General features: G+C 48.3%; 21 protein-coding genes. 16 read left to right on the top strand and 5 right to left on the bottom strand.

Going from position 1 to position 26,822, the window contains the following annotated elements; translation table 11 throughout:
* Nucleotides 1-59: 59 nt before the first annotated feature.
* The 4 genes from aroA to ptsP all read left to right on the top strand — a co-directional run bounded on the left by aroA (nt 60) and on the right by ptsP (nt 5,706).
* The gene (gene aroA / locus PBN151_RS10130) at nt 60-1,367 is read left to right on the top strand and encodes a 3-phosphoshikimate 1-carboxyvinyltransferase (RefSeq protein WP_072728844.1); all 1,308 of its coding nucleotides are present in this window, start codon (nt 60-62) and stop codon (nt 1,365-1,367) included.
* Nucleotides 1,368-1,499: 132 nt separating this feature from the next.
* Entirely contained in the window at nt 1,500-1,943 is a 444-nt protein-coding gene (locus tag PBN151_RS10125) for a CoA-binding protein (protein ID WP_072728843.1), read from the top strand.
* Nucleotides 1,944-2,110: 167 nt separating this feature from the next.
* Entirely contained in the window at nt 2,111-3,991 is a 1,881-nt protein-coding gene (locus PBN151_RS10120; RefSeq protein WP_175400463.1) for a glucose PTS transporter subunit IIA, read from the top strand.
* Nucleotides 3,988-5,706, top strand: coding sequence for a phosphoenolpyruvate--protein phosphotransferase (gene ptsP, locus PBN151_RS10115; protein WP_072728842.1), 1,719 nt, complete (start codon nt 3,988-3,990; stop codon nt 5,704-5,706). Before PBN151_RS10120 ends, ptsP begins: the two co-directional genes overlap by 4 nt.
* Before the next feature lie 96 nt (nt 5,707-5,802).
* On the opposite strand, the gene PBN151_RS10110 is transcribed toward ptsP, so the two are convergent.
* Nucleotides 5,803-6,327, bottom strand: a complete 525-nt coding sequence (locus tag PBN151_RS10110) for a type 1 glutamine amidotransferase domain-containing protein (protein ID WP_021256696.1) — start codon at nt 6,325-6,327, stop codon at nt 5,803-5,805.
* A gap of 446 nt (nt 6,328-6,773) precedes the next feature.
* Between PBN151_RS10110 and PBN151_RS10105 the strand changes: the two genes are divergently transcribed.
* The 4 genes from PBN151_RS10105 to PBN151_RS10090 all read left to right on the top strand — a co-directional run bounded on the left by PBN151_RS10105 (nt 6,774) and on the right by PBN151_RS10090 (nt 9,626).
* Entirely contained in the window at nt 6,774-7,235 is a 462-nt protein-coding gene (locus PBN151_RS10105; protein WP_021256695.1) for a hypothetical protein, read from the top strand.
* A gap of 87 nt (nt 7,236-7,322) precedes the next feature.
* The gene (gene ytxJ / locus PBN151_RS10100; RefSeq protein ID WP_028531252.1) at nt 7,323-7,658 is read left to right on the top strand and encodes a bacillithiol system redox-active protein YtxJ; all 336 of its coding nucleotides are present in this window, start codon (nt 7,323-7,325) and stop codon (nt 7,656-7,658) included.
* 123 nt (nt 7,659-7,781) lie between these two features.
* Nucleotides 7,782-8,786 (top strand): catabolite control protein A, encoded by a 1,005-nt coding sequence (gene ccpA, locus PBN151_RS10095; RefSeq protein ID WP_021256693.1) that lies wholly within the window; start codon nt 7,782-7,784, stop codon nt 8,784-8,786.
* Between the two features lie 120 nt (nt 8,787-8,906).
* Nucleotides 8,907-9,626, top strand: coding sequence for a 5'-methylthioadenosine/adenosylhomocysteine nucleosidase (locus PBN151_RS10090; protein WP_072728841.1), 720 nt, complete (start codon nt 8,907-8,909; stop codon nt 9,624-9,626).
* A gap of 82 nt (nt 9,627-9,708) precedes the next feature.
* On the opposite strand, the gene PBN151_RS10085 is transcribed toward PBN151_RS10090, so the two are convergent.
* Complete coding sequence (locus PBN151_RS10085) at nt 9,709-10,896, bottom strand: acetoin utilization protein AcuC (protein ID WP_065290259.1); 1,188 nt, start codon at nt 10,894-10,896, stop codon at nt 9,709-9,711.
* 23 nt (nt 10,897-10,919) lie between these two features.
* Nucleotides 10,920-11,558 (bottom strand): GNAT family N-acetyltransferase, encoded by a 639-nt coding sequence (locus PBN151_RS10080; protein ID WP_072728840.1) that lies wholly within the window; start codon nt 11,556-11,558, stop codon nt 10,920-10,922.
* Between the two features lie 252 nt (nt 11,559-11,810).
* Between PBN151_RS10080 and acsA the strand changes: the two genes are divergently transcribed.
* From acsA to PBN151_RS10050, 6 genes are all read left to right on the top strand, one after another.
* Nucleotides 11,811-13,535: an acetate--CoA ligase gene (acsA, locus tag PBN151_RS10075; protein ID WP_072728839.1), complete on the top strand. Its 1,725-nt coding sequence runs from the start codon at nt 11,811-11,813 to the stop codon at nt 13,533-13,535.
* A 228-nt stretch (nt 13,536-13,763) separates the two neighbouring features.
* Nucleotides 13,764-15,161, top strand: coding sequence for an extracellular solute-binding protein (locus PBN151_RS10070; protein WP_083189027.1), 1,398 nt, complete (start codon nt 13,764-13,766; stop codon nt 15,159-15,161).
* A gap of 110 nt (nt 15,162-15,271) precedes the next feature.
* Nucleotides 15,272-16,219: a carbohydrate ABC transporter permease gene (locus tag PBN151_RS10065; protein WP_175560686.1), complete on the top strand. Its 948-nt coding sequence runs from the start codon at nt 15,272-15,274 to the stop codon at nt 16,217-16,219.
* A gap of 40 nt (nt 16,220-16,259) precedes the next feature.
* Nucleotides 16,260-17,114, top strand: a complete 855-nt coding sequence (locus PBN151_RS10060; protein ID WP_072728988.1) for a carbohydrate ABC transporter permease — start codon at nt 16,260-16,262, stop codon at nt 17,112-17,114.
* Between the two features lie 41 nt (nt 17,115-17,155).
* Nucleotides 17,156-18,595: a PTS transporter subunit EIIC gene (locus PBN151_RS10055; protein ID WP_072728838.1), complete on the top strand. Its 1,440-nt coding sequence runs from the start codon at nt 17,156-17,158 to the stop codon at nt 18,593-18,595.
* Between the two features lie 59 nt (nt 18,596-18,654).
* On the top strand, nt 18,655-19,494 hold the full coding sequence (locus PBN151_RS10050) for a PRD domain-containing protein (protein ID WP_072728837.1): 840 nt from the start codon (nt 18,655-18,657) through the stop codon (nt 19,492-19,494).
* Nucleotides 19,495-19,598: 104 nt separating this feature from the next.
* On the opposite strand, the gene PBN151_RS10045 is transcribed toward PBN151_RS10050, so the two are convergent.
* Entirely contained in the window at nt 19,599-22,745 is a 3,147-nt protein-coding gene (locus PBN151_RS10045; protein ID WP_072728836.1) for a penicillin-binding protein 1A, read from the bottom strand.
* A gap of 171 nt (nt 22,746-22,916) precedes the next feature.
* The gene (gene rpsD, locus PBN151_RS10040) at nt 22,917-23,516 is read right to left on the bottom strand and encodes a 30S ribosomal protein S4 (protein ID WP_021256682.1); all 600 of its coding nucleotides are present in this window, start codon (nt 23,514-23,516) and stop codon (nt 22,917-22,919) included.
* A 371-nt stretch (nt 23,517-23,887) separates the two neighbouring features.
* On the opposite strand from rpsD, the gene PBN151_RS10035 reads away from it, so the two are divergent.
* Together PBN151_RS10035 and PBN151_RS10030 are read left to right on the top strand one after the other, a co-directional pair.
* Complete coding sequence (locus tag PBN151_RS10035) at nt 23,888-25,852, top strand: GGDEF domain-containing protein (protein WP_072728835.1); 1,965 nt, start codon at nt 23,888-23,890, stop codon at nt 25,850-25,852.
* Between the two features lie 110 nt (nt 25,853-25,962).
* The gene (locus PBN151_RS10030; protein ID WP_072728834.1) at nt 25,963-26,787 is read left to right on the top strand and encodes a hypothetical protein; all 825 of its coding nucleotides are present in this window, start codon (nt 25,963-25,965) and stop codon (nt 26,785-26,787) included.
* The last annotated feature ends 35 nt before the right edge of the window (nt 26,788-26,822 follow it).

The raw sequence follows: 26,822 nt of genomic DNA, 5'->3' as shown, positions 1-26,822 counted from the left end.
TCTGGAATTCATTCGAGATAAGAGTTATTATACGTTGAAAGATAAAGGAGTGGAAGCGCATGGACGTAATCGTTCGATCAACACCAAAACTGCAAGGAGATATTCAGGCCTTATCCTCGAAAAACTATACGACACGCTATCTTCTTGCAGCTGCACTGGCAGAGGGGACAAGCACGATTTATTATCCAGCTCACAGTGAAGACAGCGATGCGATGCGCCGCTGCCTCCGTGATTTGGGTGCCCAGCTGGTTGAGGACGAAGAGAAGATTGTCATTACCGGCTTCGGTAAGCATCCAACATTGAGTAATTCCCATGAGCTGAATGTAGGGAATGCAGGAGCGGTATTGCGCTTCTTGATGGGCACAGCCTCTCTGCTGGAGGAAGTGAAGTTTGTTAATACGTATCCGGATTCCTTAGGGAAGCGTCCACACGACGACTTGATTACTGCACTTGAACAAATGGGCGTAGCGATTGAGCATCGGGAAGGCAAACTTCCGATTACGATCCGCGGTGGGAAACCACGTGGAGGAAAAATCAAGGTATCCGGCAATGTGAGTTCGCAGTATTTAAGCTCGCTGTTGTTCTTGGCTCCATTGCTGGAGGAAGACAGTGAAATTGAAGTAGTAGATGATTTGAAATCGAAGGTTGTCGTTGGACAGACGCTTGAAGTGCTTGCGGAAGCGGGCATTCGGATCGAGGCGAGAGAAGATCTGATGTATTTCAAGATTGCCGGCAACCAACAATATGAAGCGAAGACCTATACGGTGCAAGGCGACTATCCGGGCTCTGCAGCGGTTCTTGCTGCAGCGGCTGTCGTTGATTCTGATGTGATCATTCGCGGATTGACTGAGGACAGCAAGCAAGGAGAACGAGCCATTGTCGATGTGCTCCGCATGATGGAAGTACCACTGCAGCATGAGCATTCGGTCGTTCGAGTCCAAGGGAATCGCAAGCTGAAGGCCGTTGAGATTGATGGTGACGTCGCAACGGATGCAGTTCTCGCTATGGTGGCTGCTGCGGTGTTCGCAGAAGGTACATCCCGCTTCTATAATGTAGAGAATTTGCGCTACAAAGAATGTGATCGTATCACCGATTATCTCACTGAACTTCGCAAGGCTGGAGCGAATGTGGAGGAGCGTCAAGCAGAGATTATTGTTCATGGACGCCCTGAAGGTGTTACAGGAGGCGTAGAAATTAACGCTCATTACGATCATCGTGTTATTATGGCATTGACGGTGGTTGGCTTGCGTGCAGAGCAGCCGATTCGAATTAAGGATGCTCACCATGTTGCCAAGTCGTATCCGCAGTATTTCGATCACCTGCGTGCGCTGGGAGCGCAAGTAGAATGGGTCGAAGAGAATGCGTAATGCATGATACGTTTTGCTTGATGTAAAGCATAAATATGTAAAGCATAAATATGTAAAGCATGATATGTAAAGTATGATACACAATGCTTGATAAACCGGCAGTATACTGTCCAGTGGAAGGGAGTTGTTACGATGAGTTATCAGCATCCATCGCAAGAGGCGATCAAGGAGCTACTGCGAAGCAGCACAAACATTGCAGTCGTCGGACTGTCAGACGATCCGACTCGCGTGTCCTATATGGTGGCGGAGGCGATGCAGCGCAAGGGATATCGCATCATTCCGGTCAATCCGAAGGCGGAGAGCATCCTTGGGGAACAATGCTATGCTTCGCTGCGTGATGTACCGGATCATATCGACATTGTTAATGTGTTCCGACGCAGTGAATACTGTGCGGATATTGCTCGTGAAGCTGCGGCTGTTAAGGCAGGGGCAATTTGGCTGCAGCAGGGGATCGTTAGTGAAGAGGCGGCTGCCATTGCAGAAGAGCACGGAATGACTGTCGTGATGGATTTGTGCATTAAGGTACTGGACTCGATTTTATTGCCGCATGGCAAGGGTGAGTCTGCTTCCACATAAAGAGTAAAGACGAAAGCCGGGCATTCCTAGTTGCTGCTGCGATGAAGGTGTCCGGTTTTTCGTGTGATAGGAGATAGAAGTGGCTACGAGAGAGGGACGCGGCTGTAAAATGCTTTGACAACAAAGCGTGATGCCCTTACCATTCTTGGTAGAAGGGAGGATGTGCATTGAATCAATTAGGGCGATTGCAGCAATTGTCGCGTGCGCTCATGCAGCCGCTAATCGCACTTCCCGCCGCCGCGCTTGCGATAGCAATCGGCAATTTGCTTCACAGCGCAGGTTTGACGGATACTGCGGTACTATTTGAACTGACAGGGAAGACGGTGTTTGCTGTTCTTCCTTATATTTTCGCAGTCGGGGTTGCACTTGGACTGTCCAATAATGCCGGTGTAGCTGCACTATCGTCCCTGCTTGGTATGTTTATTTTCAGGCAGCTGCTCGTCCAATGGCAAGCTACATTCGAGCCAACGATCCTCAACGGCATCCTGTTTGGGGTAATGGCAGGCTTCTTGCATGAACGGTTCAAAAACATAAAAATGCCAGAATATTTACAGTTTTTTGGCGGCCCGAGATTCGTCATTGCGATTACGATTATGGCTTCAATCCTGCTTTCCTGGCTGATGAAGCTGTTCTCGCCGATTTTACAGCAAGGGGTCATGTTTCTTGGCCAGGAGCTGCTTGCGATGGGAGGATTCGGGGTATTTCTATACGGGGTTCTGCATCGGGTGTTAGTGGCATTTGGATTGCATCATCTGCTTAATAACGTATACTGGTTCCAAATCGGCTCCTATACGAATAGTGAAGGAATGACCTTCACTGGAGATTTGCCGCGGTTTTTCGCTGGAGATCCGAATGCTGGCATCTATATGGCAGGCATGTATCCCATTATGATGTTTGCACTTCCGGCAGTCGCACTGGCCATCGTGCATGAATCACGAGAGGACTTGCGCCCGAAGGTGCGCAAAACCTACTTTACGGCTGCCTGTGTATCATTGTTGACCGGGATTACCGAGCCGATTGAGTTTGCCTTTTTGTTCGCAGCGCCGTATCTATTCGTTGTCCATGCGCTGTTAACCGGAGCTGCGATGTGGCTGACCGCTGAGATTGGTGTAAGACACGGCTTCTCCTTCTCAGCAGGAGCGATTGATTATGTGATTAACTTCCACCAAGCAACGAAGGCGCTATGGATTATCCCGATTGGAATCGCATTCGGATTCATTTATTATGTGGTGTTCCGCTTTGCCATTCAGCGATTCCAAATTCCGACGCCAGGCAGAGTTGACGGTTCATTGCTTGATGATATGGCAGGAGATTTGCTGCCGAGGGTGCCGCTTATTATTCGGGCGCTTGGGGGTAAAGATAACATCATTGATCTGCAGGCTTGTATTACGAGATTGAGATTAAGGGTTAAGAACGATAAGTTGGTAGATCGTCACGCACTTCGTGTTATCGGTGCAGCAGGGGTCATTCGTCTTGGGGGCGGACATATTCAAGTCGTATTTGGAACCTACTCGGAGCTGATTAAGGACGAAATGGCGAAGCGCCTGCAGCGTGATCCGAACCAAATCTGGTTCGTAGCACCCGTACAGGGGCGGATGATCCCAATCGAAGAAGTGCCGGATACGATATTTGCCAAGAAGCTCGTTGGCCATGGCGTAGCTTTTTATCCGGATAAGGGAGAGCTTGTATCGCCTGTGCGCGGACGCATCCGCCACATTTACCCTACGATGCATGCGATCGGCATTGAAACGCCGGAAGGGTTAGAAGTGTTGTTACATATTGGAATTGAGACGTCATCATTGAATGGCGCCGGTTTTCAAGCAGTAGTACAGGAAGGTGATGAAGTGAAACCGGGACAGCTGCTCATAAAATTCGATTTGCCGGAAGTGAAGAAGCGCTGTAAATCGCTCGCGACACCGATGGTGATTACGAACTCAGACACTGTCGCTTCGTGGAGTATAGCGCCATATGCGCCTGTTCGGAAGGGACAGACTTCAGTCATGTCAGTCATTATGCATGAACACGCGGTTGGAGGTGCAAGCCGATGACACAGAAAGTCCAAGGTATCGGTGCATCCGCAGGCATTGCCATAGGCAAGGCATTCGTATTGCCGACTTGGGAGTGGGATGTTCCTGAGGAAAAGATGGATCCAGCCGACTTAGCGCGTGAATTCGAACGATTGTATGACGGAATCCGCTCCTCGAAGCATGAGATAGAATTTATTAAGAGTGAAATTAAAGAAATGGTTGGCAGTGAAGAATCCAGCATCTTTGATGCGCACCTGGCCATTCTGGAAGATCCGATCTTCATGAATGAGATTCAAGGGATCATTCAGCGGCAGTATAAAGCTGCCGAGGTTGCGGTCAAGGAAGCGATCGATCATTTCGTAACGATGTTCGATCTGCTCGATGATGAATATATGAAGGAGCGGGCGTTGGATATCAAGGATGTCGGCAACCGACTGCTCAAGCATTTGCTGGGTGCACCGGAAATTACACTTCCGACGGACACACAGCCGTATATTCTTGTTGCGAAGGAGCTGTCTCCGTCACAGTTGGTTCATTTAAATCCGAAGAATGTGCTTGGCATTGTGATGCTTCAAGGCGGGAAAACCTCGCATTCGGCCATTATGGCTAGAGCGCTGGGCATTCCGCTTGTGCTTGGACTGGAAGGGAAAGTTGCGAAGCCGATTCAGACCGGGGATACCGTCATTGTCGATGGGGAATATGGCATCGTACATATTGCTCCGCTGCAAGATGTGATCACTTGCTATGAAGCGCGGCGTGATGCCTATGTACAGGAAGCAGACGAGCTGCAGAAGATTGTATCCCTGCCAGCTGTCACACTCGATGACTTCGTTGTTCAGCTGGGGGCGAATATCAGCTCCACACGTGAGCTGAATATTGCCGATCAGAATGGAGCGGAGGGGGTTGGTCTCTTCCGTACCGAGTTCATGTACATGGATCGTTCATATCCGCCTTCAGAAGCGGAGCAGTTTACGGTTTATCTGGAGGCGGCAGAGCATTGTAAGGATAATTCGGTGATTATCCGCACATTGGATGTAGGCGGAGACAAACCAATGGATTATTTGAATCTGCCGGAAGAGGATAATCCATTCCTTGGGTATCGGGCGATTCGCATTTGTCTCGATCGGCAGGATCTGTTCAAGACGCAGCTGCGGGCAATCTTGCGGGCAAGCGCACATGGCCCGATTATGGTCATGTTCCCGATGATTACATCGGTGAATGAGGTGCAAGCGGCTAAGTCCATATTGGAACAGGCCAAGGCAGAGCTGCGGGAAGAAGGACTTCCATTCAATGAAGGGCTGCCGGTAGGCATTATGATTGAGGTTCCTGCCGCTGCGATGATTGCCGATCAGCTGGCGAAGGAAGTTGACTTCTTCAGTATCGGAACGAATGACTTGGTTCAGTATACACTAGCCGTGGATCGGATGAACGAGCAGATTGCACATATGTATGATCCTTTCCATCCAGCGGTGCTGCGCTTGATTCGTTATACGGTTCAGGCGGCGAAGCAGGCAGGCATTATGGTCGGTGTATGCGGTGAAATGGCAGGGGATCCGCGGGCGGTTCCGATTTGGCTTGCACTTGGCGTGAATAAACTAAGTATGTCCTCACGCTCCATTCCACGCGTGAAGGCGGCAGTTCGCCGTTCGACGGTGGAGCAGTGCAAGCGTATTGCAGATAGTGTGTTCGAGTCCGGAACGAAAGAAGAGATTGAGATGGTGCTTGAACAGCGTTAATAGGAGATCCTTTCAAGGAGAAATACCATATACAAAAAGGCATGCCTTAGTACCGAAACTAAGGCATGCCTTTTTCGCATGAAGCGGGATATCCATTTACTTCTCTGCAAGCTTGTCGCAGAAAGCTTTGCCGTAGGCAGGCAAGTCAGGCGGTCTTCGTGCAGATACGAGGTTGCCGTCTACAACAACTTCTTCGTCAAGCCATGTGGCGCCTGCATTTTCCATGTCGTCGCGAATTCCCGGTGTTGACGTCACTGTGCGACCGTTCAAGATTTTTGCAGAGATAAGCACCCAGCCAGCGTGACAGATTTGTCCGACAGGTTTGCCGGCCGCATCCATTTCCTTCACTATGCGAAGGGCGTCGGCGTAGCGACGGATCTTATCCGGTGCCCACCCGCCAGGGACGAGTACGCCATCATATTGAGTTGCATCAATATCTGCATAAGCATAGTCTGAGGTTGCAGGAACGCCATATTTGCCGATATAGGTCTTGCCGCGCTCTAGACCTACCAGATGCACTTCAGCGCCTTCTTCGCGCACACGGTGTACCGGATACCACAATTCTAAATCTTCAAATTCTTCATCTACAAATGCAACAATTCGCTTGCCACTTAAACGCATGAATGTTGTCCCTCCTTCGTATGGTTATAGCAGAGCTTCTCACGGAGCCTCTCCTATTTCTTGCAGTTCTCTCAGATAATTGGGGTTTTTCCCATACAATGTCCATTGTCTCTTTTGCCATTATGACCTACGATCATAGACAACAGAATATCGCGTGTTGTCCACCTATTATTTAACCATATTGCCTGCAAAAAGCATACATGGGCATGTACGATTTGTCTTGGAAACGTGATATTCCTCATTGAAAAATGAAAAATGACAATCTGTCCGCTGTTAAAAGTGTAAAAAAATACATATCCACGCATGGAAGGAGATTGTAGAGCGTAGTCGAATATTAGGATAACCCAAAATCGAAATACAGAAAACTGCACAAATTTGCAGCAAGAAGTCATAAGGTTCATCTAGAGATATGGTAAGACTACCTTGTATGTTCAGGGGTGAATGATATGTATACAAGATGCATTTGTGATCATTACATGGATATTACCGTTCGTACCGTTGTACATGCGCGGACAATTCATATCCACCGCGTTCCGGTGGTGACTTGTGTGAGTTGTGGGCGTTCGGAACTGCTTGCTTTTGTCAAAAAAGATGTAGCCGCTCTCATACACAGCCGCATGGATATGATTGCTGAGAATCCACTTGCACTTGGGAAAGCTCCTCTGCATGTGTCCTTTGATGAGCAAAATGAGCTGGCCAGTGTCATCGTATCCTTGCTGGATGAAGAAGAAAGCGATGATATGCTGTCTCGATTGGAATGCCGCATTGCAGAGCGTGTCAATCAATTGCTTGACTTGTATTTATTTGCTCGAACATGCAATGACACGTTATGGATGGATGAGCTGCAATGTAGATTAAAGCAGATTTCCGGTTTTAGTTTTGAGTCATATCGGGTTAAAATAAGTTAAAGCGCATTTTCATAGATCATTGCTTTGAATATGAATGATCTTCTCATACATGACAGGGAATATATATCGAAGCATAGGAGGCATATGATGGAAGCAGTTACGACGATGGAAGCATTGGAATCACTAATTGAACGGTCGAAGGAGCAGACAGTTATTCTATTCAAGCACAGCACACGCTGTCCAATTAGCGCACATGCGGATGAAGAGATGGTGAAGGTAGCTGAGGATTTCGAGCCGCAAGGGATTGCTATAGGCCGAATACTGGTTGTGGAAAATCGTGATGTCTCGCTCGCGTGTGCGGATATGCTCGGCATTCAGCACGAATCCCCTCAGGTCATCGTATTGCGGGATGGGGAGCCAGCATGGAATGAATCGCATCATGCGATACGATACGACAAGCTGGAGAGCGTCCTTGGGCAATAAACGGTAAATAATGACAAACGGTAGCTGATTTGCTCGTGACATTGCGAATTTTCTGAAAATAGCGTATCATTAACATAATATCAATGGTCGCAACAAATTTATCGTTAATTGGAGAGAAGGATCGTGACGGTAACTATTTATGATGTAGCAAGAGAAGCGGGCGTCTCGATGGCCACCGTTTCCCGGGTTGTCAATAACAACCCGAACGTGAAGCCGCAAACGCGTAAAAAGGTATACGAAGCGATTGAACGTTTAGGTTATCGCCCGAATGCAGTTGCACGCGGACTTGCGAGTAAGAAGACGACAACCGTTGGGGTTGTCATTCCTGATATTTCGAATTCTATCTTTGCCGAAGTAGCGCGCGGTATTGAAGATATTGCCAATATGTATCATTACAATATCATCCTGTGCAATGCGGACAAGAAGAAGGAGAAAGAAATTCGGGTTATTAATACACTGCTGGAGAAGCAGGTGGACGGACTGTTGTTCATGGGCGGAGTTGTTACGGAGGATCATGTTCAAGCATTCCGTACCGCTTCGGTGCCGATTGTTCTCTGTGCAACTACAGATGAGCATGGCATTATCCCATCGGTTGATATCGATCACGAGGCAGCAGCATTTGATGCCGTAAATACGCTTATTCGCCATGGACATCGCGATATTGCGATGATCAGCGGTACGCTTCAAGATCCTGCGAACGGGTTTGCTCGTTTCCAAGGATATAAGCGTGCATTGGAAGGCGCGGGGATCGAATACAAGGAGGACTTGGTTCGAATCGGCAACTACCGCTATGAGTCCGGCGTAGAGGCGATGAAGTACTTCCTCGGCTTGAAGAAGCGTCCGACGGCAATCTTTGCCGCAACGGATGAGATGGCTATCGGTGCAATCCACTGCATTCAAGATGCTGGCTTGAAGGTGCCAGATGACTTCTCTGTCATCAGTGTTGATAATATCCGTATGGCGTCTATGGTTCGTCCGCAATTGACAACAGTAGCTCAGCCAATGTATGACATTGGTGCGGTTGCGATGCGCTTGCTGACGAAGCTGATGAAGAAGGAAAATGTAGAACATTCACGTGTTATTTTACCGCATGAGACAATACTTCGTTTGTCTGTAAGTGAAGTATAGGGCTATCGGTTGGTGCATGTGAATCAATAAGGATACCGTGTTGGTATATACGCAAGGCCCCATGTATTGGGGCCTTTTGTATGATTATGAAGATGATATACATACAGGAGGTAGGTCTCGATGACAAATGCGCATGAAGCGGTTATTGGTATAATTGGGGCGATGGATGAGGAAATCGAATTGCTGCTTCAGGCAGCGCAGCCTGTAGAGCAAGTAGATGTAGCGGGATTGCGTTATTACAAAGGCTCACTTCACGGCAAGCATATCGTGATCTGCAAGTCTGGAGTCGGCAAGGTGAATGCTGCTGTCAACACGCAGGTGCTCATTGACCGCTTCCATGTATCGAAGGTGATATTCACGGGTGTAGCAGGTGCGGTTCATCCAGAGCTGAACATTGGTGATATTGTCATCTCGACATCGTGCATGCATCACGATATGGATGTCACAGCGTTAGGCTTTGCTCCAGGGATCATTCCATTTCAAGAGACTTCGCAGTTTATGGCGGATACGGGTCTTATTGAACTGGCAGAACGCGCGTGTGAACAGCTTGTTCCAGGCCGTTATCGCAAAGGTGTCGTGCTATCAGGTGATCAATTTGTTGCAGATCGGGACAAAGTGCGTCAACTGCATGAGACGTTCGCCGGATCGGCTTGCACAGAGATGGAGGGGGCTGCAGTAGCGCAAGCATGCTTCATTAATGAGATTCCGTTCGTCGTTATCCGCTCAATGTCGGATAAGGCAGACGGCTCTGCTCATGTGAACTTTGCTGAATTCACGGTGGAAGCGTCGCATCGTTCCCATCAAATTGTAGACAGCATGCTGCAAGGACTCACGGTCTAATTGCGAAATCATAGCCTCCAACAGATAAATAGAGCGGCGCAAGCAGTCCCATACATCGGACTTGCCTGCGCCGCTGCTCGTTCTATCGGATATATTCAAGTGCGAGCTCTTTGGCACGTGCATTACGATCTTCGATAATGCTGCGCCTCGGCATTGGCGCCCACTCTGTGGCATCATCGTGCCAGGTATGCGGGAGAGGCACAGGCGATTGCATCGACCACTTCGCTAACCACTGCTGCGGCAATGGCTGCTGGGGGTGGTTCTGTAACGAATGAGCCAGTGGATGCTCACTCATCTCCAGCCACAGCATGCTCCAAGCCCGCGGTACGACACGCCAGATGTCATAGCCGCCGCCGCCAACGGCAACCCACTTGCCATCGCAGTATTGATGAGCAAGCCGATGAATGATACGCGGCATTTCACTGTAGATGCGGGTACTGCAATGCATATGAGATAGTGGATCGAGTGCATGAGCATCACAGCCATGCTGGCTGATAATAATGTCTGGCTTGAATGCCGCGGCCGCACTTTGCACGGTTTCAGTGAAGCATTCCAGCCAAGATTCATCCTCCGTATACGGCTCCAGAGGAACATTGACACACGCGCCGAACCCTTCGCCGCCGCCACGTTCATGAACGAAGCCGGTACCAGGGAACAGAAACTTCCCTGTCTCGTGGATGGAATAAGTGAACACATCCGGGTTCGTATAGAAGCACCATTGAACGCCATCTCCGTGATGGACATCGGTATCCACATAGAGGACACGTGCTTGGTACGTTTGCTGCAGCCATGCAATTGCAACAGCTGCATCATTATAGACGCAGAAGCCCGCTCCCTTATCGCCGAACGCATGATGAAGGCCGCCGCCTAAATGCAGGGCATGCTGTGATTTTCCAGACATGACAGCCTCGCATGCAGCGATGGAGCCGGCAACTATCGCACATGCCGCTGTATGCATCCCTGTGAAGTAAGGGGTATCCTCGGTATGCAGGCCGTATTGTGCAGCACGGGCTACCCATTCGGTTGATGGGTTTGGATCGCTGAGATGCTTCACTGCGTCGATATAGTCAGCGCGATGAATGAGGGGCAGCCAGCGTTCGGTATCAGAGGCTTGCGTCTGAAGGCGAATGACAGCGCCTTCATCTATTGCTTCGGCGTACTCTAGCAGGTCATGCGTCATGGCAAGCCGCTGCTGATCGAATGGGTGATCTGCATTAAATCGATAACGGAGGGCTTCCTCATGCATGAAGTATAGGGCCTTACCTGACATGTCCAACATCCCTCTCTACAATACTAGTACATGAACCGCTGGCGGAATCGGACGCGATCGAATTGCTCCTCTGACGCTAACGGGACGTCCTTGCCGATGCGGACCATAAGGCAGTTGGCAGGGTGGGAACAAATTTCAGGATCATCCGTTGCATACCAGATCATGCCTACGGATTCCATCAATTTCTCCATCATCTTCCGATAGTCCCATACGTTCATCCGGGTGCCGTCTAAATCCCAATGCCAATAATATTCAGTCGTAAATACAATATAGCGTTCCATCTGTTCATCTTCAAAAGCCGTCGATACCATGCTTCTGCCAAGGCCCAGCGAGCGATATTCCTTGGCTACCTCGATGGCGCCAAGCTCAATGAGATCATCCATTCCCCCATCTGACCAGCGCTCTAGTTCATCAGGGTAATGGAAGGTGACATATCCGACGATGGTAGAGCCTTCCCTAGCAATAATAATGCGTCCTTCCGGCAAATCCGCAATCTCGATAAGTGCTTGTTGCTGTTCTGCTGGCCTGCGGAATGCCTTCAGATCGGTGTGCATAGTCAAGGTGCGAAGAATATCGGAACGTACGGGGCCTTCGACGACGACAACTCGTTCTCGTTCCGTATGAGGAATAACATGAGCGTAGTATCTCTTCGGATGTTCCACACCGAGCAGCTCCTTTCGTCTCTTCCATTCCGTTATAGCAAAAAAAGGTTGATTTGAAAAGGAAAAGAATAGGCGAAAAAGAAAACGTATGCTATAATGATTTTGCCTTAAAGTTCATGATTTTTTCCCTTGACACCACGAACTGCATCATCGTCCTTTAGTACAGTTCTTCATGAAAGCGATTTATTGCGCTTAGGCGTGAATAGTGAAGCATGAATAAAGAATGAGAAAGACATAGGAGGATGGAACAATATGGGTAATGTGCAGGGAGAAATTATTGCTGCTATAGCAAGCAATCCGAACATGAGTGACTATGAACAATGGTCGGCCGATTTCAAATGGGAAGACGTAGAGAAGCAATTCTCATGGTATGAGACAGGTAAAGTGAATATGGCTTATGAAGCGATTGATCGGCATGTTGCGAACGGGCGTGGTGATAAGGTAGCGCTCTATTACAGCGATGCTGCGCGTGATGAGTCGTATACGTTTGCAGACTTGAGCCGCAAGACGAATCAGTTCGCGAACGTGCTGCGCAAGCTTGGCATTCAGAAGGGAGATCGTATCTTCATCTTCATGCCGCGTACGCCTGAATTGTACGTCAGCTTGCTGGGAGCATTGAAGGTCGGTGCGGTAGTAGGTCCGCTGTTCGAAGCATTTATGGAGACAGCGGTTCGGGATCGTCTGGACGACAGCGGGGCGGTTGCGATCGTGACGACGCCATCGCTCGTTCATCGTGTTCCTCGCTCCGAGCTGCCAGCATTGAAGAATATCGTTCTTGTTGGCGAGGGCGTAGAACAAGAAGAAGGTATAGTGGATTTTCATGCAGAAATGTCTACAGCTTCCGAGGAAGCTGAAATCGAATGGCTGCAGCGCGAGGATGGACTCCTTATTCACTATACATCTGGTTCGACAGGGAAGCCGAAGGGTGTATTCCATGTTCACAATGCTATGTTGCAACATTATCATACTGGCAATGTTGTACTAGATTTAAAAGAAGACGACGTATATTGGTGTACGGCAGATCCGGGCTGGGTAACGGGGACTTCGTATGGAATTTTCGCACCATGGCTGCATGGGGCTACGAACGTTATTCGCGGCGGACGCTTCAGTCCACAAGACTGGTATGCGACGATTGAGAAATATAAGGTATCGGTATGGTACAGCGCTCCGACTGCATTCCGCATGTTGATGGGTGCTGGAGATGACGTGATTGCGAACTTTAATTTATCGAGCTTGCGCCACGTCTTGTCCGTCGGTGAACCACTTAATCCAGAAGTTGTTCGCTGGGGAATGAAAGTATACAATCATCGGATTCATGATACTTGGTGGATGACAGAGACAGGCGGGCAGCTGATTTGCAACTACCCAGCAATGGCCATTAAGCCTGGTTCCATGGGCCGCCCTGTTCCAGGTATAGAAGCCGCAATTATTGATGATCAAGGCAACGTGCTGCCTCCGTTCCGTATGGGGAACTTGGCAATTCGTACGCCGTGGCCTTCGATGATGCGCAAGGTGTGGAACAACCCTGCCAAGTATGAGGAATACTTCCGTCTGACTGGTTGGTATGTGTCAGGTGATTCTGCCTATATGGATGATGAGGGCTACTTCTGGTTCCAAGGCCGTATTGACGATGTCATTAATACTTCAGGTGAGCGCGTTGGGCCTTTCGAGGTAGAGAGCAAGCTGGTAGAGCATCCGGCAGTTGCTGAAGCAGGTGTTATCGGCAAGCCTGATCCAATGCGCGGTGAGATTATAAAGGCTTTCATTTCTTTGCGGGAAGGCTATACGCCGTCAGACGAATTGAAGGCGGATATAGCGCGGTTCGTTAAGGAAGGATTGTCTGCACATGCGTCTCCTCGCGAGATTGAGTTCAAGGATAAATTGCCGAAGACACGCTCAGGCAAGATTATGCGGCGTGTGCTTAAGGCTTGGGAACTGAACCTGCCAACAGGTGATTTATCAACGATCGAGGACTAATCCCTGAAATCTTGTTGACAAATCCATAATCGTGGGATATTATCCCAATAGCGAAGCGAATCTGCAACGCGAAACGACAAGTACAATAGAATGGACATAACATGTTACCGCAAGGGCATTCGTTATGGAAGTTCAGTCGCTATGTGACTGCCTTCTTAACGTATGCCTTTTTTTGTCGTTGCACCGTTATCGCGAATTCAATCCATGTTGACGGAGAGGGGTATATCCATGAACGGAATGCATCACAAGTGGGGCAGATCCTTACTGCTGCTTATCATTAGTGCACTTGTCTTAATGACGGCAGCAGGTTGCAGCTCGGGCAGTCAGAAGAATGGGGAATCGAATAACGGAAGCAGTGGAAAGACAACGGAACAAGCACAAAACAACAACAGCGATGCTGGCAAGACAGATTCATCTGGCGGTGAGGTGTCCGGTGATTTTGAAATTCAGTATTTCGTCGGCGGATATGGGGATCAGGGCTGGAAGAAGATTATCGCTGAGTTTCAGAAGAAGTACCCAAATGTAAATGTGAAAGAGTCAGCAGGCCCGAAAATCAATGATCAGATGAAGCCGCGCTGGATTCAAGGCAATCCTCCTGACTTCGTCTACATTGACGGTGCGGGCTCAAATGCAACCCAAATGGTGCAAGATGATCAACTGATGGATTTGACTGATTACTTTAAAGAGGCCAAGAACGCAGACGGCAACAAGATTTCAGATGAACTGCTGCTGAAGCCAATCGATTACAGCGGCAAAACGTATACGATTCCATTTGTTTTCGGTTCCTGGGGAATTTTCTACGATAAGAAATTCTTTGCAGACAATGGCTGGGCGGAACCGAAGGATTTCGACACTTTTATGAGCGAAGCGAAGAAAATCAAGGAGTCTGGCAAGGTCAATGCACCATTTATATTTACAGGCAAGTATCCATACTATTTCCAAAGTGGTGTGATGGATTCCGCATTCGTCGTGAACAACAACAACGATACTTCGATTCTGCTGGACATGTTCGCTTTGAAGGAAGGCGTATTCAAGAGCGAGCCTGTGAAGAAGGCATTGGAGCAAATGGTGCAAATGCGTGATGCAGGTCTTATTGATCCTGCTTCAGCCCCAATTAACCATATCGATTCGCAAATGCTATTCTTGCAACATAAAAATGCGTTTATCCCGAATGGACTCTGGCTCGAAAATGAAATGAAGAAAGATGTTCCGCAAGGTTTTGAATTCGGTTTCATTCCATCTATAACTCAAAAGCCGGGCGGGAAATTTGTAGCCATTCCATTTACGGCTACGGTTGGCATAGCGAAGAAGGCGAAAAATCCAGCAGCCGCTAAAGCTTTTCTTGAATTTTTGTTCACGAAGCAATCCGCCATTACATGGGCGGAAGAGACAGGCGCACTGGGCAACTTGAAAGCGGATTTGGAAAAATCCAATGCGAGTGGGCTGTCCAAGACAGCTATGAAATTTTATAGCTCAGACAATACCATTGTCGCCCCTTACATTGAATTGAATGCGGATGTGGATAAGGTGCGATCAGACTCCACACTCGCGCTTATGATGGGCAGCATTACTCCAGATGAATGGATGGAGCGTATGGAGAAGGCTGCTGCGAAGGCAAGGAAGTAAAGTGTACAGCGGTTAAGAGAGGGATGCATGCGTGAACAGACGTGTGCATCCTAATCCGCATCGACAAATTGATGAATGGAGAGCGATAAGGAGGGGGCTGGTTGAACAAGATGGTGCCTGCACAAAAGACTCCTGTTAAGGGGGATGTGAGCGGACGGGTCGGCCTTTCATGGAAGCGTAAGCGCCAGATCTTCATGTTCGTATTTACCGTACCTACGTTGTTATTTTTCTGTTTATTTATGATATATCCGATTTTTCACGGGCTATATTTCAGCTTCACAGATTGGTCGGGAGGATCGGAGACGAAGAACCTAATCGGTATTGATAATTATCGCGAATTAGCGAAAGATCCGATTATCAGGAAGGCTATTCTGAATGACTATTTCTTCGTATTCTGGAAAGTAGTTGGCATTGTTGGGCTGGGGGTCTTATTCGCGGTGCTGATGACTCGCTTTCGGATCCGTGGGAGCGGGTTTTTCCGCTCGGTGTTCTTTATCCCGAATATTCTGTCTGTCGTTGTCATTGGAGTGTTATGGAATTATATATATAACCCAAGCATCGGATTCTTGAATTCATTTTTGTCATTGTTCACGGCGGATAAGGTTCAGACGCCATGGCTTGGAGACCCAAATCTTGCGATGTGGATGCTGCTTCCTCCAGCAATATGGGCGGGTGTAGGATTCGTTATGATTCTAGTTATCGCAGGAATCTTGAACATTCCGAAGGATTTATATGAAGCGGCCAGCATCGATGGCGCTCAGGAATGGCAGCAGTTCTGGCGCATTACGATGCCGCTTACGTGGGAACAAATTAAAGTATCGATTTTATGGGTTGTGATGACGACGTTAAATGGATCATTTGTTATCGTATGGATGATGACCGAAGGTGGCCCGGATAATGCGACACAGGTCATGGGCTCGTACTTGTATCAGATGGGATTCCGCCAATTCCATTTCGGCTATGCTTCTGCGATAGGCGTACTTATTCTAATTCTGTCGCTCATTACGACGTTGGCGCTTCAACGGCTATTGCGCAGAGATGCAATTGAAATGGCTTAACTATTTCGACTGGAAAAGGAGAGGGCGGCCTATGGAATCCATGCAGCAATATCCTCGTAAGCGTTCTTATATGATGGTTAGAGCTTTGATGTATGCATTACTAGGGATATGGACGTTACTCGTCATTTATCCGCTGCTGTGGTCCATCCTTGGCTCGTTCAAGACGAATCAGCAGTTCCTGCTAAATGCGCCATGGAGCTTGCCGGAGTGGCCGTTTGAATGGGCTAATTTTACAACAGTATGGAACAACTATCACCTAGGAACGTACTTCATGAACTCGTTAATTGTTACGGTTGTAAGCACAGTGTTGGCTTTACTGCTTTCTTCAACGACATCATATATTATCGCTAGATTTCCGTTTCGCGGCAGCATGGCACTGTATAATCTATATTTGTCCAGCATGATGATTCCTCTTATTCTTGGATTGATACCGCTGTTTTTTCTACTTTCCAATCTGCATCTAGATAATTCTCTCCTTGGACTGATTCTTGTTTATACGGTGACTAATTTGCCTTTTGGTGTATTTGTACTCGTGGGATTTTTCCGTTCAATGCCTAAGGAATTGGATGAGGCAGCTTCCATCGATGGAAGCTCGCATTATGGGGTCTTCTTCCGTATTATGCTTCCACTTGCCAAGCCTGGACTCATCTCTGTCGGCATGATGAACGTGTTGAACATTTGGAACGAATATATTATTGGTACAGTGCTGGTGAACGATCCTGAGAAGTATACAATTCCTGTCGGCATCGCAATCATGCAGGCAGAGATGCAGTATCGGACAGAATGGGGGCCGTTATTCGCGGGATTGTTGCTCTCAATCATCCCTGTGCTGGTTTTATATATGATCTTCCAGAAGCAGATTACAAGCGGCATGATGGCCGGAGCGATAAAATAATGCAGCATCCTAGCAGCTAGGTAAGGGGAGCGGTGTTGCGAATGAAAATGATGACGTATATGCAGCAAATTGGCCGATCGCTGATGATTCCCATTGCAGTGCTTCCTGCAGCATCAATATTAGTGCGGATTGGAGATATCAAATCCAGTATTCCGTGGGTGGACGCAGCAGCAAATGTATGTAAATTAGGCGGGAACGCCATTTTTGATCATATGCCGTTATTTTTTGCGGTTGGGGTAGCGATCGGATTAACTTCAGGCCAAGGGGTTGCCGCTTTGGCTGCTGCTGTTGGATACTTCGTATTTACCAATGTCATGAAGCATTTCGAGAATGAAATTGCCCTCGATACCGGAGTGCTTGGCGGGATGCTGTGCGGCGCAATTGTAGCAATATTGTATAAGCGCTATCATGGCATTCGGCTGCCGGCAGCACTCGGCTTCTTCGGAGGCAAGCGCTTCATTCCGATCATCTCTTCACTGGTTATGGTCATTGTAGGAGTTGGAGCTGGTCTTATTTGGCCCGCGATTCAAGAGGCCATCCGTGATACAGGTACCAGTATCATGACCGCGAAGGGCTGGGGAGCGGGCTTGTATGGCTTGTTGAACCGATTGCTCATACCTACAGGATTGCATCATATACTGAACAATATTGCATGGTTTCAAATTGGAGAATATGTAACAGATGCAGGGGCGATAGTACGAGGGGATTTGTGGCGGTTCCATGCTGGCGATCCGACGGCGGGAACCTTTATGGCAGGTTTTTTCCCTGTTATGATGTTTGGATTGCCGGCTTACGCACTTGCAATCGTCCGCTCATCTCAATTGCAGGAACGCAAGCGTATCGCTTCGATTATGCTAACAGCTTCACTGACAAGCTTCCTGACCGGAATTACGGAACCGCTTGAATTCACGCTTATGCTGACGGCGCCTGTCCTCTACGGGATACATGCGTTGTACACTGGTTTAGCGCTCATGCTTGCAGATCTCATGGCCATACGAGCAGGGTTTGGATTTTCAGCGGGCTTTATCGATATGTTCATATCGTGGACGAGCGTAAAGGATACTTTGCTCTTACTGCTGCTTGGCGTCCTCTATTTTGGATTGTATTATGCGACTGCGACTATCGCCATCCGGATGTTTCATGTCCACGCACCTGGCCGAGAGGAGGATCGGGCGAGCGGGGCAACAAGCCCGAGCCCGACTGCTAGAACGCAAGATGATGCAGATGCTCTATTGGAACGGTTGCTTGGCTATATAGGAGGAATGGGGAATATTCGCTCTGTTGATGCGTGCATTACTCGACTACGGCTGCAGCTTGAAGATGAATCCAAGGTAGATGAAGTAGGAATTATGTGTCTTGGTGCATATGGTATGATGCGTGTAGCCAAGGGTCACATTCATATTGTGATGGGGACGGATTCGGAGCTGTTGCGGGAGAAGATTGAGCGAAGATTAAGTGTATCGGCATTTATTAACGGTTAGCGGGCACATTCTCAGTTATCCATCAGCTGGGCAGTTCGATTCTTGGAAGGGGAGAGCGGATGATTGAACGAAAGATTGTTCATGTCCTGTCGCATAATGTGGTAATGGCCAAACTATCCAATGGGAAGAACTCCATTGCCTTTGGCAAAGGGATAGGCTTTCAAAAAAAGCCTGGGATGGAGGTAGATGCAGCTGATATTAAACAGGAATTTTTGCTGCACACAACGGATGTGCTGGAGCATTACGAGCATATTCTGCATGCGGTTGATTTCAAGATTATTGGTGTGGTCGAAGAGGTCATCGCTTTCGCTCAGGGGCATTTAGAAGGGGATTTCTCGGAGACGATTCACTCTGCACTCGTTGATCATATTAATTTAGCGATTGAACGCTGCAAGCGCGGGCTTGTCATCAGCAACCCGTTTATGTTCGAAATTCAGCACTTGTATCGAGATGAATACCGAGTGGCAGAACGAGCGATTGACTATTTGAATGATCAGCTGAAAGTGAACTTGCCTCAAGATGAGGTTGCCTTTTTGGCTATGCATTTCCACGGTGCACGAAGGGGCGGTAAGGGCAATAAGTCAGTTGCAGAATTGAAGATGATATCGAGGGTACTGGAGGAAGGAAAGAATTTTGGGATAGACTTTGACGAATCACTTTCTACAGTCCTGTTCATCGGACATCTGAAGGGACTCATAGATCGGGTACGGGCAGGGAAGACACTAAATAATCCGCTTCTCGTTCAGATTCGTGAAGAATATGAAGAAGCCTACGAGAAGGCTGTGTTATTAGCAGGTTGGATTGCAGAAGGGCTGGAGAAGACGGTTCCACCCGAAGAAATCGGATTTCTTACAATGCATTTGGAACGGCTTGTTCAACGGAAAAATGTAAGTATATGAAATGTGATTTTGCTTGCAGCGATGACAAGAACATACAGAATGAAAAAAGGGGGGCGTCCCAAGTCTTTTTAGACTTTTGGGACACCCCCTTCTGTATAAATTGCTCAGTTATTGACCTGGACGGCAGGAGAGGAAGTAGATTCTCCTGCACTATTTGTAGCAGTCACGTAATACCATCCGCCTGGTGTCAAGGTAATCAACTCAAAGTCCGTTGACGTTGACGAGCCGATGCGTTCGTAAGAGCCGTTCTGGCTCGCACTATAATAGATATAATATTCACTTGGATTGTTGGACGCAGCCTTCCAAGAGAGACGCACGCCCATGTCCGTTAGTGCCGTCTTCAGTCCATTTGGTGCATCAGGTACTTGAGCAGCAGCCCGTTGCGGTTCCTGTTCGCTGCCGTTGTCGACTTCATGACTGCTCTCCTCTCTACCTGAATTGCTGCTCCCTGATTCTGTTGGATCATTGGAACCCGGCGTAGGCGTTACCTCTGTGCCAGCTCCTGAACCATTAGAGCCCCACTGTACAATCTCCGATGGGATCGATTCATGACCGCCCACGTCGACAGCTGTTACATAGAAGCTGTACTGCTTGTTACCTGATACATAGCCAGTGAAACTCGTCTCTTCTCCGGTCAGAACGGTTCCGCTCTGTTGTTGGTAAGCGCCGCCGCCCATTGATCGATACAGACGGTATCCTACAACATCGGATTCTGGATTGCGCGAGAAGGTGATGCGAACGGCATCGCTCTTCAAGGCAGCGATTCGAACGCTCCGTGGTGCAGAAGGTGCCTTGCCGTCATCCTTGCGCGGATCGACCTTCGCAGGCGCGTCGTTGTTAGCATCTTCTGGCAAGTAATCCGAAAAAGAGCGTCGATTGCTGCTGGATGAGAGATGCCCCAGCGCTTTCTTCAATTCCTCCACGAGCACTTGAATCGGCTTCTCGCGTTTCAGCACTACTTTCTCACCGATCATATCGGCAGGAGTGCTGTCCTGTGGAATATAGTTGACGCCGTCATAGGTGATGTACTTCATGTGAACAAGCGCGTCTTCCTCGGTTTTCGGCACATATTTACGGTTAAAAATGTCCGTGACGAATTTGCCGCCGAGTCTCGTTAACTCATTCGGAAGCTTGCCGCTATAACCAGACACAGTCATGCTCACGATACCGTCAGGGCGTGTGAACTCCTTCGTGTGGAGCAAATTAGGCTTGGCCTTGTTCACCTCATTCATCACCTTCGACCAGATCTCTGTTGAGCGTGAACGAGCGTCGCGGTTCAGTACATGAATCGGCTTGTCGTAACCGACCCATACACCCATCGTGACATCTGGTGTCGAGCCGATGAACCACGTATCCGCATAGTTCTGGGTTGATCCGGTCTTGGCCGCAACCTCAACTTTCCCGTAGAGATCAAATTCGCCTCTCACGCGGCGCCCGGTACCTCTGGAATCCGTAATGACGGATTTCATCATATCAGTCATCAGGTATGCGCTTTGCTTCGAGACAACTGCTTGCGGATCTTCCTTGTGTTGATACACGATATTGCCATTGGAATCTACAATCTTGCTAATTAAGTACGCATCGTTGAATACGCCCTGATTGGCAATTGCTCCGAACGCGTTCGTAATTTCTTCAACCGTTACTCCATACCGCAAGCCGCCGATGACGCCAGTCTGCGCGTAATAATCTTCAGGCTGAATGGTCGTGATGCCGAGCTTCTGTACGAAGTCCAGTGCCTTCTTCACACCGAGCTTCTCAATATAGATCTTGAGCGCCGGCAAGTTGAGCGATTGACTTAATGCGCTCCGAGCAGTAACAAGACCTTGATAGCGTCCGTTGGCGTTGCCTGGAATATGGTAACCCTTGGAGCCATCCTTGAGTACAATTGGAGCATCGTCCAATATGGATGCGGGTTGAATTAACCCTTGATCCAGTGCCGGCAAGTAAGCTGCGAGCGGCTTCATTGTCGAGCCAGGCTGCTTCAGCATCTGCGTGGCGAAGTTCATCTGCTCGATCTTGAAGTCGCGACCTTCGATCATGCCAAGAATGGCACCTGTTCTATGGTCGACCATCAGCGATGCTACCTGTTCAACACCCTTCGTCTTGCTGTCAGGGGAGAAGTTATCAGGATTAGCAGAGACTCGCTTCATTGCATCATATATTTTCTTATCAATGGTGGTATACACGAGATAACCGCCGCGAAGCAGCTGCTCGCGTGCCGACTGCAGCATTTCGTTGTTCTCGCGCTTGCGCAAGTCTGCCTTCGTAAGTCCAGGATTCTGCTGAAGTACGAGTACTTCTGCTGCGGCACGTTCTGTTTCCATCATCAGATATGGATATGTAGCGTATGCCTTCTCCCGAGGCTGGGCAATTGATTTGCGAATATCAAACGCCAGCGCTTCATTATATTGCTGCATCGTAATTTTATTTTCTTCAAGCATTCGCTTGAGAACAAGCTTCTGCCGTTCAATTGCGCGTGCAATCCCTTTTTCATTGACTTCACCTTTACCGGTAAAGGCCGAGTAAGCGGATGGAAGCTGTGGAAGGCCTGCAAGATACGCTGATTGGGCGATGTTCAACTTGCTCAGATTATCAATATTAAAAATACCTTTTGCTGCTGCTTTAATTCCGTATAAGTTGTAGCCTGTTGAACCGTTGCCGAAAGGAACCTTATTCAAGTATGCAACAATAATTTCATCTTTGGACAATACACGCTCCATACGCATGGAGAGCAGTATTTCCTTCGCTTTACGACTGTCGGTACGATCCAAATTCAAAAATACACGTCTTGCCAATTGCTGAGTAAGCGTACTGCCGCCTGTCTGCACAGATTGATTCATTACTTTCTGTACAACAGCCCGAGACAGTCCGCGAATATCAACGCCCATATGCTCATAGAATCGATTGTCTTCAATCGCAACAAGGGCATCAATGACGGATTGGGGGATATCTTTTAATGAGACGGGACGACGATCCTCTTCGGTTCGAAGCTGTCCGATCGGATTGCCGTCATTAAAAAAAGCGAATCCGGTTATGGCATTCTCCTGAATCTTCTGCTGAATCATTTCTCGTGGGCGAACCGGTTCGTCCTTGACTAAGGACGTTACATAACCGAGACCAGCGCCACCAGCAAATAAGCCGCATAGCAGGCCGAACAGCATGAGCCACTTCATAACGGACCATATCGTACGGCCAATCGACCTCTTGCGTGCTGGTCTTTTGCCGCTTTCCGTCACTTTCTCCTCAACCATGCATTATTTCCTCCTTAGTAATTGCAGCGCTTTCCATTATACCATAAAAGTGAGAGGAAAAAGAGCGTCCGTTATCGCATTTCCTGATGATAATATAGCAGGAAAAATAAAAAAATCGCCTCCCGCTAGGGAAGGCGATTGTGGTGTCGCTTCTATGCGATAGAGCGAATCTTATCGGCTGTAGAACTCGACGATTTGCTTTTCATCGATGTCTTGGGACAACTCGCCGCGCTCAGGCAAACGTACGAATTTACCTTCCATAGCAGCTTCGTTGAACTCCATGTATCCTGCCAAGTGATGACGGCCTTCAAGAGCTTCCTTGATCACTTTCAAGTTACGGCTTCTTTCGCGCAAGCCGATTACATCACCAGGAGATACGAGGTAAGACGCGATGTCTACTTTCTTGCCGTTTACAGTCACGTGACCGTGAGCTACCAATTGGCGAGCACCTGCACGGGAGTTGGAAAAGCCAAGACGGTATACCAAGTTGTCCAAGCGGCTTTCGAGCAAGAACATGAAGTTCTCACCAGCGATACCTGGCAATTTGGATGCGCGGTTGAACAGTGTGCGGAATTGCTTCTCGCCCAAACCGTACATGTGGCGCAATTTTTGTTTTTCTTGCAATTGAACACCGTAGCCGCTCAATTTTTTGCGTTGTCCTGGACCATGTTGTCCTGGAGGATACGCGCGCTTCAATTCTTTACCAGTACCGCTCAAGGAAATTCCAAGACGACGGCTCAATTTAAATTTAGGACCTGTGTAACGTGCCATGTTATATTGACTCCTTCTCAATCAAAATTATCGTTAGATTGTGGGGTGTCATTGCGTCGAAATCATCCTATGCTTTCCGATAATTCGGTCAGCTCCGACTCAGGTTTTCAGCCGCTGCCTAGTCGGTGATGATTATCGTGAGGGTGACACAACAGTTTCGCCCATATACATCACATAATATTATAAGATAGAGTACGCTCCTGTCAAGCTATATAATCAAATTGAGTTAGAATTTGATTTCTAGTTAGATCTTTTGGCATGGTTCAAATGGACCAAAAAAATAGAATTGGTTTTCGGGATATAGTACATTTTAATTGCAAAATCATGTATGATAGAAATTGAACAACCTTTCGAAAATGAAGGAGAAGAGGATGACGGAACGTCAACTTCCACAATACACAACTGAATTTGAACCCATAAAGACAGAGACAGAGGATTGCCAAGATCCTGCTCCTGTCGACGAAGAATTGGCATTAGAAGGATGGCTGCTTCAGCGTGACGTGACGACGCATGATTTCCCTTATATTGCCTCGCAATTGCAATCCGCATATCGCGCATGGCTGAAGGATATGCCGTATGAAGCCATTTCTATAATTGGAAGCAGTGCGATTTACGATTATGCTGGAGGATGGTTGGCAGGGGATGAGTCACTGCATGCGGATAGCAGGATAAGTATAGCGTTGAATGAATGCTTGCAAGAACGAACCAAGACAACAGCAGCTATAGACAATGGACAGTTGGTTATCTGCCCGCTGCAGACACGCGAGGGGCAAAATGTATTCGCAGCCGTTGCTTACAAGCTGTCGGCAGCTATGTCGAGTGGAGCCATGACAGCGCTGGAGGCGTGGACACACGCGCTTCGCTCGCAGTTCTACCTTGCATTCGAATATACATTTATTAAGGAACTTATGTACACTCAGCGCATTGTTGAACGAGAATACAAACGCAGAGATGTTCTATATAATGTGGTGCGTCACATGCATGATCGAATTGATGTTGATGCGGTGCTGACGCAAATAATGGAAAGTGTAGAGCGGCTTGTGCCGGAATCGAGCATTGAAGTGTATCTATCACAGGATCACCATAGTGTGAACCCGAAGGTGAAGACACTCGTGTTCAAGTCTTGGGGCGATCCGATTGTCATGCAGGCATTTATGAAGGGAGAGCTGTGCTACGGCCGGACGCAAGAGGGTCACACCGAAGTTGCTTTTGCGCTTTGCGGCAAGCAGGGCTCGTACGGCGTACTGAAAGTCTGCTTCCCATACGAGGAACCAGATCCTTCTGACGTACAGCTCATTCAACTCGTGGTCGAGACAGCAGGTACGGCATTTGAAAATGCGCGCCTTCATGAACAGGCCAATGAGGTCATTCAAGAGCTTCGCTTCATTAATGACTTGACGAAACGAATTAATCAGAGCTTGAGGTTGCGGGACGTATTCCGGGATGCGACGCACGAATTGCTCCGAGTATTCGGGGCTGAGTTCTGTGTACTGCTGCAGCTCAATGCTGAGAAGAACCGCTTTGAGGTTGTATCCTGCAACCTCGAAGAATTTGATGGTGCTCATATGCCAGCGGATGAAGGATTGTTCGGCTACATGATCTCATTGCGCGAGCCAATTATTGTCTCAGACAGCAAGGAACAGAGCCCTACATCCATGCACTTCTTTGAAAAGCTTGGACTGCGCTCTGTGATTGCTGCACCGTTATTTGGCGGAGGTGAGCTGGTTGGAATTGTCGTGCTGGCAGACAAGCGGCCGCAGTTCTTTACGTATGAGAATTTGAAACTGTTGCAAATGCTTGCCACTCATATCGGCCTTGCGATTGCCAACGCCACCTTGCATGCTAGGGTAAAGCATCTTGCCAACAAAGATCAGCTGACTGGTCTCTATGCTCGGCATTATTTGGATAAGCAGATTGATCGGTTGCAAAAAAACGACTTTTGCGGTTCATTGATTGTAGCGGATATCGATTACTTTAAACAGATTAACGACTCGTATGGCCATCAAATTGGCGATAAAATCTTGAACCAAGTCAGCCGGATTATTCGTACTTCAATTCGGGAGACTGATATTGCAGCTCGTTGGGGCGGTGAAGAGCTTGCAATTTATTTGCCGCAGTTGACCCTGCCCCAAACACTACGGGTGGCTGAACGCATACGAGCCCGGGTTGCGAACGAGACAGACCCGCGGGTAACAGTCTCATGCGGCATCGCGGACTGGAACTGGCAGGATGAGAAGATCAGTGTTGAATCCCTGTTCTACCGTGCGGATGTCGCTTTATATGAAGCGAAGCATGGCGGCCGCAATCAGATTCAAATGAGCAAGAAGGAGCAGTAAGCATCATTTTGATGCGCCGCATAATTCCAAAACAGACGTGACACGCTAAAAGAGGCAGGAATGCAAATTCCGACCTCTTTTTTTTGTTCATTTACAGTGGAGGTGACTTAATGACCATAGCACGATCAACATTACGGGAGAAGCGGCGCCGTGTCATATGGATGGCAACTTTGCTGATTGTTGCGCTTATTGCTCATGGATGTTCGATTGCTGACCATACTCCTCCTGATGCATTGCTCGATAGAGCGCTCAATGGAATGGTAGGCAAGGATCAGTTTCGCTTTCAGGGCATGGCCGAAATCCGAACAGGCAAAGATAAACTGCTAGCCAAGCAGCTGCGATACGAGGGGGAGATTCAACAGCATAAGGGCACCCATATGCGAATCAGTCCTCAAGCGGAGCAGACAACGACCGAGAGCAGATGGAATCCTCTGCGACAATTGGAGGAGCTTCGACTTGATGGGGCGAAGCGGGTAAAGCTGCTGACGGATTCTGATCCAGTTGTTCAGACGCATGCTGGGTTGCCCAACCAAATGCGTGTAATGAGCATCGATGCGAAGCAGCGGGCAGACCTGATTCCATTGCAAATCGTAATCGGTGCAGATCAGGCAAAGCGCCTGTATACCAAACAATTGGTTGAAGATTACGAACGGCTGATTACACCGAACGTGCAGCTGCAGCAAATGAAGGGCAGCATGTCGCAGGCTGATGAGCAGAAGCTTCAGAAGGAGTTAGCAGTTCTTGCTGCCCAAGGCCGCAAGGAGCTCCATGCAAGACTGGAGGATGCAGCGGTGCAGGCGAAGTATGTCGTGTGGGTGAATAAGCGAGATTCACTCCCTGCCTATGTCGAAGGTTGGATAACGTCATCCTATAAGGAGCAAGGGGAACCGAGAGAAGAATTGGTTCACATGCAGTCACAATTTATATACGAGTAGAAGTCTGCTGTACCGTGCAGGAACACGCTGACTCT

It is taken from the genome of Paenibacillus sp. NAIST15-1 (genome assembly GCF_001894745.1).
In the GTDB taxonomy this organism is placed as follows: domain Bacteria; phylum Bacillota; class Bacilli; order Paenibacillales; family Paenibacillaceae; genus Paenibacillus_B; species Paenibacillus_B suaedae.
Note: the sequence above shows the minus strand (reverse complement) of the source record. Positions and strands in the feature narration are given on the sequence as shown.

Coding starts and splice junctions, on each gene's coding strand:
- aroA (WP_072728844.1), top strand. CDS start 60: ATGGACGTAATCGTTCGATCAACACCAAAACTGCAAGGAGATATTCAG.
- acsA (WP_072728839.1), top strand. CDS start 11,811: ATGGGTAATGTGCAGGGAGAAATTATTGCTGCTATAGCAAGCAATCCG.
- ptsP (WP_072728842.1), top strand. CDS start 3,988: ATGACACAGAAAGTCCAAGGTATCGGTGCATCCGCAGGCATTGCCATA.
- PBN151_RS10055 (WP_072728838.1), top strand. CDS start 17,156: ATGAAAATGATGACGTATATGCAGCAAATTGGCCGATCGCTGATGATT.
- PBN151_RS10125 (WP_072728843.1), top strand. CDS start 1,500: ATGAGTTATCAGCATCCATCGCAAGAGGCGATCAAGGAGCTACTGCGA.
- PBN151_RS10085 (WP_065290259.1), bottom strand. CDS start 10,896: ATGTCAGGTAAGGCCCTATACTTCATGCATGAGGAAGCCCTCCGTTAT.
- PBN151_RS10030 (WP_072728834.1), top strand. CDS start 25,963: ATGACCATAGCACGATCAACATTACGGGAGAAGCGGCGCCGTGTCATA.
- PBN151_RS10110 (WP_021256696.1), bottom strand. CDS start 6,327: ATGCGTTTAAGTGGCAAGCGAATTGTTGCATTTGTAGATGAAGAATTT.
- ytxJ (WP_028531252.1), top strand. CDS start 7,323: ATGGAAGCAGTTACGACGATGGAAGCATTGGAATCACTAATTGAACGG.
- PBN151_RS10035 (WP_072728835.1), top strand. CDS start 23,888: ATGACGGAACGTCAACTTCCACAATACACAACTGAATTTGAACCCATA.
- rpsD (WP_021256682.1), bottom strand. CDS start 23,516: ATGGCACGTTACACAGGTCCTAAATTTAAATTGAGCCGTCGTCTTGGA.
- PBN151_RS10105 (WP_021256695.1), top strand. CDS start 6,774: ATGTATACAAGATGCATTTGTGATCATTACATGGATATTACCGTTCGT.
- PBN151_RS10045 (WP_072728836.1), bottom strand. CDS start 22,745: ATGGTTGAGGAGAAAGTGACGGAAAGCGGCAAAAGACCAGCACGCAAG.
- PBN151_RS10050 (WP_072728837.1), top strand. CDS start 18,655: ATGATTGAACGAAAGATTGTTCATGTCCTGTCGCATAATGTGGTAATG.
- PBN151_RS10060 (WP_072728988.1), top strand. CDS start 16,260: ATGCAGCAATATCCTCGTAAGCGTTCTTATATGATGGTTAGAGCTTTG.
- PBN151_RS10070 (WP_083189027.1), top strand. CDS start 13,764: ATGAACGGAATGCATCACAAGTGGGGCAGATCCTTACTGCTGCTTATC.
- PBN151_RS10090 (WP_072728841.1), top strand. CDS start 8,907: ATGACAAATGCGCATGAAGCGGTTATTGGTATAATTGGGGCGATGGAT.
- PBN151_RS10065 (WP_175560686.1), top strand. CDS start 15,272: ATGGTGCCTGCACAAAAGACTCCTGTTAAGGGGGATGTGAGCGGACGG.